This window comes from Paenibacillus sp. P4_E11 (assembly GCF_056401635.1).
The window spans coordinates 44,977-59,347 of sequence record NZ_JBFUIX010000036.1; the positions used below are offsets into that span (position 1 = coordinate 44,977).

Annotated in this window: 12 protein-coding genes; 8 read left to right on the plus strand and 4 right to left on the minus strand. The window is 50.5% G+C overall.

Annotation, left to right across the window (positions count from 1 at the left end):
* Nucleotides 1-201: 201 nt before the first annotated feature.
* Nucleotides 202-690 (plus strand): DUF1572 family protein, encoded by a 489-nt coding sequence (locus AC1DWB_RS15600; protein WP_477541998.1) that lies wholly within the window; start codon nucleotides 202-204, stop codon nucleotides 688-690.
* On the opposite strand, the gene AC1DWB_RS15605 is transcribed toward AC1DWB_RS15600, so the two are convergent.
* The 4 genes from AC1DWB_RS15605 to AC1DWB_RS15620 form a co-directional block, all read right to left on the minus strand.
* The gene (locus AC1DWB_RS15605) at nucleotides 632-1,090 is read right to left on the minus strand and encodes a LuxR C-terminal-related transcriptional regulator (protein ID WP_477541999.1); all 459 of its coding nucleotides are present in this window, start codon (nucleotides 1,088-1,090) and stop codon (nucleotides 632-634) included. The two genes, AC1DWB_RS15600 and AC1DWB_RS15605, sit on opposite strands and share 59 nt — an antisense overlap.
* A gap of 1 nt (nucleotide 1,091) precedes the next feature.
* Nucleotides 1,092-2,147, minus strand: a complete 1,056-nt coding sequence (gene rsgA, locus AC1DWB_RS15610; protein WP_477542010.1) for a ribosome small subunit-dependent GTPase A — start codon at nucleotides 2,145-2,147, stop codon at nucleotides 1,092-1,094.
* A gap of 386 nt (nucleotides 2,148-2,533) precedes the next feature.
* Entirely contained in the window at nucleotides 2,534-3,790 is a 1,257-nt protein-coding gene (locus tag AC1DWB_RS15615; RefSeq protein WP_477542000.1) for an aminopeptidase, read from the minus strand.
* A 246-nt stretch (nucleotides 3,791-4,036) separates the two neighbouring features.
* The gene (locus tag AC1DWB_RS15620) at nucleotides 4,037-4,330 is read right to left on the minus strand and encodes a DUF2573 family protein (protein WP_477542001.1); all 294 of its coding nucleotides are present in this window, start codon (nucleotides 4,328-4,330) and stop codon (nucleotides 4,037-4,039) included.
* A 364-nt stretch (nucleotides 4,331-4,694) separates the two neighbouring features.
* Here AC1DWB_RS15620 and AC1DWB_RS15625 point away from each other — a divergent pair, with 364 nt between their 5' ends.
* The 7 genes from AC1DWB_RS15625 to AC1DWB_RS15655 form a co-directional block, all read left to right on the plus strand.
* Entirely contained in the window at nucleotides 4,695-5,474 is a 780-nt protein-coding gene (locus AC1DWB_RS15625; RefSeq protein WP_477542011.1) for an alpha/beta hydrolase family protein, read from the plus strand.
* A 255-nt stretch (nucleotides 5,475-5,729) separates the two neighbouring features.
* Nucleotides 5,730-6,626, plus strand: coding sequence for a helix-turn-helix domain-containing protein (locus AC1DWB_RS15630; protein WP_477542002.1), 897 nt, complete (start codon nucleotides 5,730-5,732; stop codon nucleotides 6,624-6,626).
* A 93-nt stretch (nucleotides 6,627-6,719) separates the two neighbouring features.
* Nucleotides 6,720-9,218, plus strand: a complete 2,499-nt coding sequence (locus tag AC1DWB_RS15635) for a glycosylhydrolase-like jelly roll fold domain-containing protein (RefSeq protein WP_477542003.1) — start codon at nucleotides 6,720-6,722, stop codon at nucleotides 9,216-9,218.
* 256 nt (nucleotides 9,219-9,474) lie between these two features.
* Nucleotides 9,475-10,383 carry an ABC transporter permease gene (locus tag AC1DWB_RS15640; RefSeq protein WP_477542004.1) on the plus strand — a complete coding sequence of 303 codons (909 nt, stop codon included), beginning with the start codon at nucleotides 9,475-9,477 and terminating at the stop codon, nucleotides 10,381-10,383.
* Nucleotides 10,384-10,411: 28 nt separating this feature from the next.
* Entirely contained in the window at nucleotides 10,412-11,299 is an 888-nt protein-coding gene (locus AC1DWB_RS15645) for a carbohydrate ABC transporter permease (protein WP_477542005.1), read from the plus strand.
* A gap of 30 nt (nucleotides 11,300-11,329) precedes the next feature.
* On the plus strand, nucleotides 11,330-12,865 hold the full coding sequence (locus AC1DWB_RS15650) for an extracellular solute-binding protein (protein ID WP_477542006.1): 1,536 nt from the start codon (nucleotides 11,330-11,332) through the stop codon (nucleotides 12,863-12,865).
* A gap of 84 nt (nucleotides 12,866-12,949) precedes the next feature.
* A partial coding sequence (locus AC1DWB_RS15655; RefSeq protein WP_477542007.1) for a hypothetical protein occupies nucleotides 12,950-14,371 on the plus strand: 1,422 nt, incomplete at its 3' end.

Consider the following 14,371-nt stretch of genomic DNA (forward strand, 5'->3'; position numbering starts at 1 on the left):
GTCGAGAAAGGGCAGGCGCCTGAATGAGAATAGGCAATCGAGTTGAAGAGACTGTCGATTCATTGTGGATCATGGAGTGGAAAGTGAAAAAGAGGACCTTGGCGAGTTTTGGCTTGAACCCCCTACCGCTGAATCCCTTATATAATCAAGAGGTTCAAACAAGATGTTTGAGCTTGGAGTAACAGAACAAGGAGGAAACAAATGGAACTGGAGACGTTGCAAAGCTGGTTGGTCAACAAGTTCAAGGAGATTGAGCGAAGATGGCTCGCGGCAGTCGAGCAGTTGGGCGAGGAGCAGCTCAATTGGCGGCCGAATGAAGGCAGCAACAGCATAGCCAATCTCGTCGTTCATATCCGGGGTAATGTGGCGGAGCGAATCAGCGCAGGTATCCATGGCGAACATGCGACACGGGATCGCGACGCAGAGTTCGAAAGCGTAGTGCTGAACAAGGCCGATCTGATCGTGCTTGTCCGCGAGGCGTTCGGTCTGGTCGTTCGAGTGGTAGAGAACATGACACCGCAACAGTTCGCAGGGACACAGATGGTTCGCGGTCAGCTGCGTACGAACTTTGACGTATTGCTCCAGTGTGCGACCCACTTCTCCGAGCGTCTCGGGCAAGTGCTCTATGTGGCTAAGCTATGCCTCGATGAGAAGTATGAGACGACATCCGTTCCGAAACGGCGCAAATAGTATTATCCAGCCTTGTTCTGGCGAACGTCGCTCGATCCATTACTCGGACACAAGATTCATCAGTTTCTTCAACAGCAAAGTACGGTTTGTGACCGCTTGTAATCTTGCTCAAGTGCAGACGACTGGCAATCTGTGCATTGGTCAGTCCTTCGAGCAGGAGTCCAGCGATCTGCTGTTCTCGCTCGGATAAATTGGAATGAGAATGGACGGAACCGGCGACCTTGCCGGTTTCTTTGGGTTGATTGCCAACCAAGCAGATGCAGGCCCGTGTAGCTTCGAGGGGATAACGGGATAGGGAGAGATGGGGCGACAATGGCAATGGAAAGGCATCCTGCAGCGGGATATTCCGCAAGCGGGATGCCTTATTCGTCGTCAGGGCGTTATATAGATACCCCGTCACATTACGGATTGTAGTGGTGTTTCTGTTCCTTGTGGATCTTCTTCCACTTGGATTTCTCTGCTGCTTGCAGCGTTCGATTCTCCTTGCGGGCTAAGTAAGCCAGCTCCTTCTGCAGCTTCACATAATTGTCGTACCGGCTCGGTTCGAGTGTGCCGTCTTGCAATCCTTGCTTGATGGCGCAGCCGGGCTCTTGGTTGTGCTTGCAATCGGGAAAGCGGCACTGCGTTGAGAGCTCTTCCACGTCGTGGAAGGAGGTGCTGATGCCTTCGTCGGCATCCCATAGCTGGAGCTCGCGCATACCAGGCGTATCGATCAGTAGTCCGCCACTCGGCAGGACGACCAGCTCGCGATGCGTCGTCGTATGTTTGCCGCGATCATCGCCTTCACGAATGTCGCCTGTAGTCAGAATGTCGCTGCCATACAGACGGTTAATGAGCGTGGATTTGCCTGCCCCGGATGAGCCGAGCAGAGCAACAGTTCGACCAACGCCAAGGTAAGGTGTCAACGCCTCAAGTCCTTCATCGGCCAATGAGTTGACAGCATGAACAGGGACGCCTAGTGCGACGGCTTCCGCTTCGCGGACGGCAGTGTCTAGATCAGCGCACAAGTCCGATTTGCTAAGGATCAGGACCGGACTCGCACCGCTCTCCCAGGCTAGAGTCAGGTAGCGCTCGATTCGCCGCAGATTGTAATCCTGGTTAAGCGCATTAACCAGAAACACGGTATCAACATTCGTCGCTACGATCTGTTCCTCCGGTACGCTGCCCGCCGCTCTGCGCGAAAATTTACTGAAGCGGGGGAGTATAGCATGAATGGTGGCGCGACCTTCGTCGTGCCGTGCAGACATGGCCACCCAGTCACCTACGGCCGGGTAGTCCGCTCTTCCAAGGGCTTCATGTCGCAGCTTCCCGGACACCTCGGCAAGTACGTCTCCATCTTCCGTATATACACGATACATATGTTTGTGCTCCAACGCGACACGTCCCGCGACGAAGCCTTTTTCACGATAAGGGGTGAATGCTGTTTCCCGATCCGGGTTCCAGCCTAGAGTTTGCATTTTCAATTGTAGATCCTCCTGTAAAGTAAAGGTTGAGTATGGGGCTAATCACTCTACAGGAATCCTCATGTCGCATTCGTTGTTATGATCCGAGGACACCTGCAGCTAGTTGTGGGTTTCCGGCAATGGACATGGACATATAACATCAATTCCTCTCGAATAAACTCGGCTTACCCTATTAGTATAGGCAATCGGTGCGTCGGTGACACGGGATAAAATCGTTGTATCGGATTTTTCCTAAAAAAAGCATCTCACGACCGGCCGTTAGCCGATGGCGAGATGCATTGTGTGGTGCGGTGGTAGGTGATGCAGGATGTGAGTAAAGCGAGAAACGTGATTGATTTGCGATGCGAGAAAAGTGAGAAACGTGATGTGCGAATCGAGAGTTAATCCGTAAGTTTGATTGCCCAGTTGCCTTGGCGAAACACAGGCTCGATAGTACCGTCAGGAAGCTCCCCATCGATCTCTAATTCAGCCGATCCGATCATGAAATCCGTGTGGACCAGACTTACATTGGCTCCACTCGCAAGCAGCTCTTCTTTGCTCATCTTGGTTCCGTTCTCGATATTCGTTGGGTAGGCGCTGCCTAGTGCCAAGTGGCAAGAGGCGTTCTCGTCAATACCAGTATTGTAGAAGGTTCGGTTCATGTTGGAGATCGGTGAATCGTGAGGCACCAAAGCCAGTTCGCCCAAGTATCGGGCTCCCTCGTCCGTATCCAGCAACGCGGCCAAGTATTGCTCACCCTTATCAGCCTTGAATTGAGTAACCTTCCCGTTCTCGAACGTAAGACTAAGTCCCTCAACCAAACGGCCGTTCAAGTTAAGCGGCATTGTGCTGGTAACCGTTCCGTTGACGCCATCGCGCTTCGGCATCGTGTACACTTCTTCCGTCGGCATGTTCGCGACAAAATATATACCGGCTCCATTCTCCTTACCGCCGCCCAACCAGATGTAATTGTCCGGCAGCTCGATGCTCAAGTCCGTTCCCGGGGCGCGGTAATGCAGCCTGCGGTACTGCTTCGCGGTTAGTGCCTTGCGCTTCTCGAGCAGAACGTTGAGATGCTCGCGCCATCCTTGAACCGGGTCGTCGTGATCGACCCGGTTCATGCGGAAGATCGCGTCCCACATGGTCGCGATCCGCTCTTTTTCGGGCAGCTCGGGGTATACGCTGGCCGCCCATGCAGGTGTCGGGGCTTTGACCAGACACCAACTGATCGTGCTGTTGCGAATGTAGCGCTGGAACGTCTGCCGTGCGACTGCCGCTGCTTTGGTGGAGGCGGATACTTTCCAACTGTCGATGCCGTCGAACAGCGTTGGGTCAGGGACTTTGATGTTGAGCAAGGCCCCGCCTCCTTCGGCTAGTTGCTCCATCATCTTGGCGTTCCATTCCGGGTAGTAGGTGAACGAGTCGTCTGGAGCGTGTTCGTAACGAAGGCGCGTCACTTGCTCGTCGGTCCAGTTTACTTGCACATACTTGGCGCCGGCTATGTAGGCTTGTTTGACGATCTTGCGGGTAAGCTCCACCGTTTCCAGCTGGGATTCGATCATCAGCACCTGGCCGGGCTGTATATTCACGCCAACGCGAAGGACGAGCTCGGCGTATTTCTCAAGATTGCGGTCGAATAAGGGGTCGAGATTGTTCATGTTGTGTTAGCTCCTCTTAGTTGTTAGTGGGTTACCGGGAAATCCTCCTGTTATATTCCTCGTTTCCTGGCAGTAGCGGAGATTAACTGGAAAAAGTACCGCTAATTTTGCCATTATCGAGCGAATGGGCAACTTTTGGTTAAATTAACAGGAGGTTTTCCATGTAATTAGCTGAAAAGCAGGTTTTGGCTGCATTTAACGGGAGGTTTTCCAGTTAGATGTAAGGTTATAACGTAGTGCGCGTTTTTACTCTTCTTTCCCGTCTTCCTTGGGTTCGCCGGTGGCGCCGGAAGTTTGAGCATGCGCGCGCAGAGCCTGATTTAGGTCACGGATTTCTTCGAACAGCAACCTGACTTCGCGTTTGGCTTCCGGATGAGACTGCCCCCAATGAGCGGTAAGGGCGGGCATGCTTTTGTGAATATGGTTGTAGATTGCCCATTTGGTTACTTTCTCGACCATCTCAGTCGATGATCGGCCAGTCATCAGCTCGGCGAACTTCTCGACTAGTGCGTCGAATTCTTCATCGAACACAGGATTCATGTGCATCAACCGCCTTTCGCGTGATAAACTAATTCATAATCTCAAGTCTAGCGGATCGCATTGCTTGGTGTCAAAGGTGGTTTGTATGAGGAGCGGAAGTTGGCGGGCGGCAATGTGTAGGGAGCAAGAGGAGCGGAAGTTAGCGAGCGAGCCAGTGTTGGGAGTATGAGGAGTGGGCGTTGGCGGACGAGCCAGTGTCGGCGGATGAAGAGCGGGAGTTTGATACATAAGCAAGTTGGAGGAGGATGGTCAGACAGTGGCGGATAAGCGAGTGGAAGAACGTGGGCGAGACGATGAGCAAAGCGAACAATTCGAGCATAGCGCCGTAGCTAGTGGACAAGCCGACAGCGCGAACACGCAAGCGATGGACGTTCAGCCGGAGCGTGAACGTCTGCCCGACCCGGCCCCGGGACTACGGCTCGAGCGAGTGACTTACACGAGTCAAGGGCTGCGGGTCAAGGGCTACCTGGTGGCGGGCGCGGACGGAGCGCCTAGACCGCCGCTCATCTATTGCCGCGGCGGCATACGCGGCGTGGGGATGGTGCGCGTGCCGCGGCTGGTCACACTGGCGCGGCGCGGCTATACGGTGTTCGCCCCGTTCTACCGAGGCAACGAGGGTGGGGAGGGGCGCGAAGACTTCGGCGGCGAAGACCGCCACGACCTGTACAACGCGCTGCGCCTCATGCGCGCGTTGCCAGAAGCCGAGCCGCTCGCGCCAGCGCTGATCGGCTTCTCGCGCGGCGCGCTGATGGCGCTCTCCGCCGCGCGCGAGTGCCCGGGCGTCGGCCCGGTCGTCGTATGGGGCGGCGTCAGCGACCTCCGCCTTACGTACGACGAGCGGGTGGACCTCCGCCGCATGCTGAAGCGGGTGGTCGGCCACCCGCGCAAGGAGACCGGCGAGTACGAGCGCCGCTCGCCGGTATGCTGGGCGGACGAGATCCGCTCGCCCGTCCTGATCATCCACGGCTCCGTCGACGAGCACGTGAGCGTGGCTCATGCTTATCGGCTCGCCGAAGCGATGGATGCAGCGGGCAAGCCGTACACGATGAGCATCTATGAAGGGCGAGGCCACGTCTTCCCGCGTGAAGAGGATGAACAGGTGCTCGATGACTTGTTCACTTGGATCAACGCAGCTCGGACGTAAGCGAAGGGCGAGGCCACGTCTTCCCGCGTGAAGAGGATGAACAGGTGCTCGATGACTTGTTCACTTGGATCAACGCGGCTCGGACGTAAGCGAAGGGCGAGGCCACGTCTTACCGCGTGAAGAGGATGAACAGGTGCTCGACGACTTGTTCACTTGGATCAACGCGGCCACCTCTTCCTGAACGGGGACGCATGAGTTGTTAACCGGGCTGCAATTGCTCCCGCCAAGCCTGAATAGAAGAATGAGGGGTTGTACATGGATACCAAACTACTCGAGAATTACTCGGTTGCGGCCGACTTTCCTTTTTGGATCCAACGGAATGTGCACGGATACCAGGATAGTCCTGATCTGCACCGTCACGATTTTGTGGAGATGATCTTCGTCACGGAAGGTCTCGCAACGCATAGATACGAGAACATTACATACGAAGTCAGAGCGGGAGACATATTCATCATTAATCCCGGAGAAGTACACGGGTATGCCTTGCAGGAAGGTCAGCAGCTGGCGATCATCAATTGTTTGTTTCAGCCCGGACTCATTCAGCAGTCGCTGCTGCAACAACTAGATATTCCCCATTCGATGGATTTCTTCTATGTCCAACCGTTCTTGCACGAAGACAAGCGGTTTCACCACAAGCTGAATTTGCGCGGGGCGGCAGCGGATAAGACCTTGCATATTATGGACGATATGCTCGATGAACTGAAGCAACGGAGTCCGGGCTTTCGCGCGCTCATTCAATTGAGAATGGTAGAGCTGTTGATTCTGCTGTCCAGATACTATGAAGAATGGGGCAACAGCGCGCCGACCGTATCGCGGAGTGAACTGCTTATCAAGCGCGTCTGTGGTTATCTGGAGAGACATTATGATCGCAAGATCACATTAACGAACATATCCGATCTATTCCATATCGGCACACGACAGCTGAACCGACAATTCAAACGATATACCGGTTCCAGCATCATCGAGTATGTGCATCAATTGCGGATTGATAGAGCCAAGCACTTATTAACCGAGACGGATGACACGATCGCGACCATAGCGGCTAATATCGGTTACGAGGACCCTGCTTTTTTCAGCAAATTGTTCGGTCGAATTGTTGGATGTTCGCCAGGAAAGTACAGGGATATGCAAGGTAGTTCAGAACCCGTGTAATGACTGAATCGGCGATAGAGAAGTCTCGATCAACCCTATCCTACGTGGACCGTGCGATGTAACATAGGAGTACTATCGTATGGAGGGGAACGTATGCCGACAACAACATCTTCACAAAGACCAGCTCATGCCGCGTTACAACGAGCGTTTCTTCAACCTGATGACGAGTACTCACCTATACCGTTCTGGTTCTGGAACGATAATCTGGATGAGAGTGAATTGATTCGTCAAATACGAGACTTCAAGGAAAAAGGCGTAATGGGCTTTGTGATCCACCCGAGACTTGGTCTACCGGAATCAATCCCGTATATGTCTGACACGTATTTGCAATTAGTAGAGTCGGCTGTGCGCGAAGCGGAAAAGCAGAGTATGGTCGTATTCTTATATGACGAAGCGATGTATCCTTCCGGTTCCGCGATGGGAATGGTCGTGAAGGCCAATCCGCAGTATGCAAGCAGAGGATTAGCCATGATCGAGTACCGATGCAGCGATCATAGGACATACCCGTATTCGCTAGAAGAAGGGGAAGTGCTCGTCTCGGCTCAAGCTGTTGTGAAGCTGGCACAGGATCGACTGGATCTGAACCAAACCCTTATACTTGAAGCTGAACTTAACTGTGTGCAGTTCGTGCCATCTGACGATCAGGATTGGCACGTTGTGCTGTTCATCGAGAAGTTCTCCAGAGGAACGATTCGAGGGGTACATTTCGGTCAGGATGACGGGGAACCCGGAGCGCCTCCTTCGGCAGATTTATTGAATGTGCAAGCTACGGAAACGTTCATTCGCCTGACGCATGAGCGTTATTATGAACGATTGAAACCGTATTTCGGCAGCACCATTCAAGCGATGTTCACGGACGAACCGAATATATTGGGCAGAGGTCCACTGCCTTCCCTTAAGCCCTGGACGAGTGAATTCCTGTCCTACGCTCAGAGCTTCGGGCTACTGGAAGTCGAATTGCCTGCTCTCTGGCTGGAAGCGGCCGAGGGGGCAGACGCGATACGGCGCAAATTCAGGAGAGCGATCAGTCACAGACTAAGCGACAGCTATTACAAGCCGCTTTCCGAATGGTGTCAGAGACACGGTATCCAACTTGCAGGGCATCCAGGAGGAAGTGAAGATATCGGGTTGCTGCAACACTTCCAATTACCCGGGCAAGACGTGGTGTGGAGATATGTAGAACCAGCAGAGGGCAGCATGCTGGAGGGACCGCATAGTACGCTTGCCAAATGTGCTTCCGACTCAGCGAGGCATAGAGGAAGAAGAAGAAATGCCAATGAATGCTTCGGCGCCTGCGGCAAAGACAATATCGGCTGGAACTTCAGTCCCGATGAGATGAAGTGGTACATGGACTGGTTGTTCGTCCGTGGAACGAACTTGTTGATTCCCCATGCGTTCTATTATTCGATCTCCGGCGAACGGATGAACGAGAGACCGCCCGATGTTGGGCCGAATAACACTTGGTGGGCGCATTACAAGGACATCAGCAACTATATTCGAAGAATGAGCTGGCTGATGACCGATGGTGTGAATGAAGCCCGTGTCGCGATTCTCTGTCAGGAAGACGTTCTTCCTTGGAAGATTGCCAAACCTTTGTATGAGAATCAAATCGAATTCAACTATCTCGAAGAAGCGCTGTTTGTCTCATCCTGCACATTCGATGAGGGTTCGGTGCGAATTGCGAAGCAAAACTACAAAGTGATCGTTGTTGAGGTCTTGGAGCATCTAAGCGAACAAACGATCAACAAGCTACAATCGTGGATTGATCTGGGGGGCCAAGTAATCGTCTTTGGATCCCCAGAAGCGACTACCTCCTTAAGAGGAGCAATACCACTACGAGCAGTGGAGTCCGTTGCTGAGCAGGTGAATACCTACATAAAACTTGAAATACGGTTACAGCCATCCTCAGCTGCTATACGGGTAAGTCATATTCGTAAGAGCAATGAGCATTTGTTCCTCCTGGTCAACGAAGGGGAACAACGTTATGAGGGTCAGCTCCATCTCGACATTCAGGGAAGGGTCGAACGATGGAACCCTTGGTTGGGAACGATTCAAGAGCAGCCTGTTCGAGATACACCTAGCGAAGGGATCCATATCTCGATTGGTCTCGACCGAAGAGAAAGCGTGATTTATTATGTCGATCCAAGTCAACAGCCCCTCTCCGACGAGCTGATGGGTATTGGATGTGGGTCATCTCAGGAATGTATCGTGCTAGGTGAAGGATGGACAACGACGTGGTCAGGATTCATGGAGACTAAGCTCGATGCACTTACATCATGGACAACATGGCCTGGAATGGAATATTATTCTGGAACAATCCAATACGAGATTTCTTTTGACTTAGCGGAGAGCAAGCTTGGGAGGCCACTCCGTTTGGACTTAGGTGAAGTCAATGACATTGCGGAAGTGTTCATCAATGACGTGCACGTCGGCACCCGAATGTGGAGTCCGTACTGCTTCTCGAATTTAGAGGGAATTGTTCAACCGGGTAGGAACAAGATTTGTGTGAAGGTGACCAATAGTCTAGCTAATACTTACAATCGGGCGCGGCTTACATCCGGATTATTAGGGCCTGTGAAACTCATCATGTAGAGGCATGGATGGGTACGAATGAGGTGCGGATAAGGGAATGGTAGATTTGAATGGGGAGCCTTGAGCGAAATCTCAGGACTCCTTTTTCGATTTCCCTACTAATGTTGGCCTACATCTATTGCAAATCAACGTGCTCAGAAGATACCTGATTGTTCCAAAAGGATTCCAGCGCTAATAGTTCTCATCGGATTATAGACGGCACCTACTCGAGACCCCTATGGTTATAACATATTCGAGCAACAAGGGGGGCGCCGTCATGAGTTTTACTAGTGGGAGCCGGTTATTCAAGAACCGATGGATTTATTTGATGCTGCTTCCAGGTGTGATTTATTTTGTTCTATTCAAATATTTGCCTATGTGGGGCGTGCTGATCGCTTTTCAAGATTATCAGCCATTTCTCGGATTTTGGCATAGTCCCTGGGTGGGTACCAAGCATTTTGATCGGTTCTTCTCAGACCCGGCTTTCTGGATGTTATTTCGGAATACGCTGATTCTGGCCGTGTACAATCTGGTGTTTTTCTTCCCGCTGCCGATCCTGCTTGCTTTGTTACTGAATGAATTACGCAACAAGGTATTCAAGAATTTAATTCAGTCGTTCCTATACGTGCCCCATTTCATCTCATGGGTAGTTGTCGTAGGAATAGCTTATATCTTTTTCACTACTGAAGGAGGACTAGTCAATGAATGGATCGCTTCGATAGGGGGACACAAGATCAGCTTTCTACTAAGCGAAGATTGGTTTCGGACTATGATCACGTCTGAGGTGATATGGAAAGAGACAGGATGGGGTACTATTATATTCTTGGCTGCGTTAGCAGGAGTCGACATGCAATTGTATGAAGCGGCGAGGATCGATGGAGCAGGCCGGTTCCGACAAATCTGGCACGTGACTTTACCCGCTATTCGCAGTACCATTGTCATTTTGTTTATTCTTCGGCTGGGCCATTTCATGGACACCGGATTCGAGCAAGTCTGGTTAATGATGAATGCCATGAATCGTGAGGTCGCCGAAGTGTTTGATACTTATGTGTACAACGCAGGCATTCTGCAAGGTCAATTCAGTTACACGACAGCTGTTGGATTGTTCAAATCACTTGTTGGTTTGATTCTCGTCCTATCAGCCAACCACCTGGCTAGAAGAGCTGGGGAGGAAGGGATATACTGATGAGTCAGCCATATAAGGAGATCTCGTAATGGATATAGAAAAAGGACATGCATGGAGTAATCGGTTGTTCGATGGTGTTATCATTATCATCTTGTCATTGACGGCATTAGCGACAATTATCCCGTTCCTGTACATTATCGCTGGCTCGTTTACGTCTACAGAGGAGTTGCTGCGCAAGGGATTTGTCTTGTTCCCGACCAAGTTTTCCTTTGATGCCTATGCGTACATCTTCTCCACATCCACGATCATGCGAAGTTTGAGTGTGACCATTTTCATTACAATCGCGGGTACTATTATCAATTTAGTGTTCACGATATTAATGGCCTATGCCTTGTCGCGAAAAGATCTGGATGGTCGTAAACCCGTCATGTTGATGGTCATCTTCTCTATGTTGTTCAGTGGAGGACTCATTCCAACCTTTTTGGTAGTCAAACAACTCGGGCTGTTGGATTCCTATTTCTCCTTGTTTTTGCCGGGGGCCATCAATGCATTTAATCTCATCGTGATGAAAAATTTTTTTCAACAGCTTCCAGAAGGTCTTGAGGAGGCAGCTAAGATAGACGGTTGTCACGATGTTGGGATATTACTGCGAATCGTCTTGCCCTTGTCAACGCCAGTGATCGCTACCTTCTCCTTGTTCTATGCAGTGGAGCATTGGAATTCATTCTTCAGCGCGATTATATATATCAACGATTCGTCCAGGTGGCCGATTCAAGTGTGGCTGCGCCAAATCGTCATTCTCTCCCAAGGGGGAGTGGGGGATTCTACGCAATTCGATGCTGGGTTTATTGTCCCGCCACCGCAGACGATCAAGATGGCGGTTATCGTGATATCCACATTGCCGATCCTGCTCGTTTACCCTTTTTTGCAAAAGCATTTTGCTAAGGGTGTGCTGCTCGGTTCAATTAAAGGATAGATTGCAAATGATGAAGGAGGAAAAAAGAGAATGAACAAAAAGGGTAAGCTAGTCCGGTCGACCGTGTTACTGCTGAGTACGATGGTAGTTGCAAGCGTATTCGCGGGGTGCTCCAGCAAGTCGGCAACTGATCCAACACCAGCTCCAACACCAGCAGGAAAAGAGAATGTAAAAGCTCAACCGCAAGAAGCATTGGAAATCACCATGATGAATTTGTTGGTGCTTCCTGAGCCTCCCAAGGCTGATAATCCGACATTGAAGGCGATTGAGGCGTACACCAATACGAAATTGAATATCACTTGGGTACCTAGTGCGGTCTACAATGATAAGATGAATGCAACGCTTGCATCCAGCTCCTTGCCTAAGGTGCTGATGATTGCCGATACGAAGGCACCATCTATCATATCGTCCGTCCGCTCGGGCATGTTCTGGGACATTGGCGCGTACCTGAAAGATTATCCGAATATCAGTAAATTGAACCAGCAAGTGTTCAACAATATAGCGATTGATGGCAAGGTGTACGGGATATTTCGCGCTCGTCCCATTGCCCGCAACGGACTTGTATTCCGCCAGGATTGGTTGGATAAGTTAGGGCTGAAGCAGCCCACAACGACGGATGAACTTTATACGATCTTACAAGCTTTCACGAAAAAAGATCCAGATGGAAATGGAAAAGAAGATACGATTGGCATGTCGTTGGACAAAAATTTTGTTAGCGGATACATGAAAATATTCCAGTCTTGGTTCGGGGCGCCTAATGGTTGGGAAGTGAAGGACAGCAAGTTCGTACCCGACTTTATGACTAAAGAATACTTGGATTCCTTGACTTTCTTACGTAAGCTCTTCAATGAAAAGCTAATCAATACCGACTTCCCGGTTGCTCCAGCTGCACAGGATTTCATTAATCAAGGCAAGGCTGGCATCACCCCTTGGTGTCTATGTACGATTGATGGCCCGCCTTTTGCTGACTTGTACAAAGCGAATCCAAACGCTAAACTTGATATGGTGAATAAGCTTACCGGTCCGAAGGGTAATCGAATCCCCGCTGATCCAGGGTACTCCGGCGTGTTCATGTTCCCCAAATCCAGCATTAAGACAGAAAGCGAATTGAAGCGGGTTCTTCAGTTCTTTGATCAAATAGCAGATGAGAAGATGAATTACTTGATGGATTACGGAGTGGAAGGCATGCACTATAAGCTGGAGAGCGGCCAACCGACCGTCCTCGATAAGGGTCTGTATGATCGTGAAGTCAGTCTCTACAAGCAATTGAAGATTTCGGATTCCTCGAGTAATCCATTCGGCAGTGATGTAGACAAGAAGAGAAACATATTCTACGCAGAGAATGAGAAGATCGCGGTTTCCAACCCGACCTTCCCTCTAGTTTCTGGCACGATGGCTGAGAAAGGAAATGATCTGAATAAAATCATTTCGGATGCGGCCACCAAATATATTTACGGTGAATTCGATGAAGCGGCTTGGAACAAAGCGATAGACCAATGGAAGAAAAACGGAGGCGACAAGGTCATCGAAGAATACGCGGCCGAATATGCCAAGACAAAAAAATAAGGACGGCTAAACGTAACGAGGGAGTCGAGAGACTCCCTTCGGGTTTTTATACCTTTCATGAGACGACTACTGGAGTGAGCTGCAATGGGCGATAGATTCACATTAGGAAAAGCATATTTCTCGAGCTACCTCGTAAGGCTATTGCTGCTGAGCGTTTGTTTAGGGTTGTTTCCTGTCATCTTGCTTGGCGCATTTGCCTATTGGAAGTCGGCAGACATCGCCAAGCATAAAGTGATTGAAGGAACTGCGAACGCCCTATTGCAAAATGAGTTGCGGCTGGAACAGTTGCTAAAGACAGTGGACAACGCTGCAACCCAGTTCTCTACATCCCCGATTGTATATGACGCAAGGGATAATCTGCTGGTTTATTCCCAATTCCAGACCGTTGACAGTCTGCTTGTCGGTATGCATAACCTGCAAACGTTCGATAATGGGATTCAGGATGTAACTTTCGTTCATCTCAAGAATGATTGGCTGCTCAACAACCGTCTGATGAAACCCCTTAGCCAATTGGGAGATGCCGCACAACAATTAACGCATCTAACGATGTCACAGACTTCCCAATGGATGAAGGAAGTGGAGAACCAGCCCTTAGTACCGGGCACGACTTGGAATGACGGTGTGAATTTGGTGAAGAAGATACCGATTAACTCCATTGATCCTTGGGGACTGCTTATTACTCAGATCCCGGGCTTCGAATTGAAAAAGTACCTGATCCCAAGCTCCCAGTCAGAGCGAATCCTCATCCTCGATGAGTGGAATCGCGTAGTCGTGGACAGCAGCCCGAACGGGGAAGGAACGGAACGAGCAACAGATTTACTGGCGCCTGCTCTAGAACAGCTGCAATCCATGCAGTCCGTAAGCGGCTTTTTTGCTGTGGATCTCCAACATACTCCATTCGGAATCACCTTCCAAAAATCGGACTACAATGCTTGGATATACCTTTCCTTCATCCCCATACATGAGATTACCAAGGACTCTAGAGTCATTGGTTGGTTAACTTTGTTGATTTGTATGGTGTTGGTTGCCATTATTCTGGTTATCTCATTTCGAGCTTCGCGCGGGATGTATGCCCCTATTAGGAAATTATTCGATTCTGCGGCTCAACTGGATGAACATCCCTCGGAGAGTCCAACATCCACGGATGAGCTTCAGTATATCGGGGAGCGTCTGCATCGGTTCCAGCATACCAAATTACAGATGGAGGTTGAACGTGTTCGGTACATGCAGCAGGTAAAGGAGTTGTACGTCCTACACCTATGCCAGGGTAAGCTCAAGCATTACAATCCGGAAGAAGAGAGTAGGTTGTTTGAAGGGTTTCGTTGTCGGGATGAGTTACACGTACTTGCTATGGTTCCTTATGACGAGTCTCCCCGTAGTGAGCAGGATCGACAGTTACTGCTATTTGCGGTGACCAATATGGTGAGTGAGCTGGTTTCACCGGATCGACGGCTCAGCCCAGTCGTGATCGATCAATATCAGATCTGTGTCATTGGCAGCGATCGA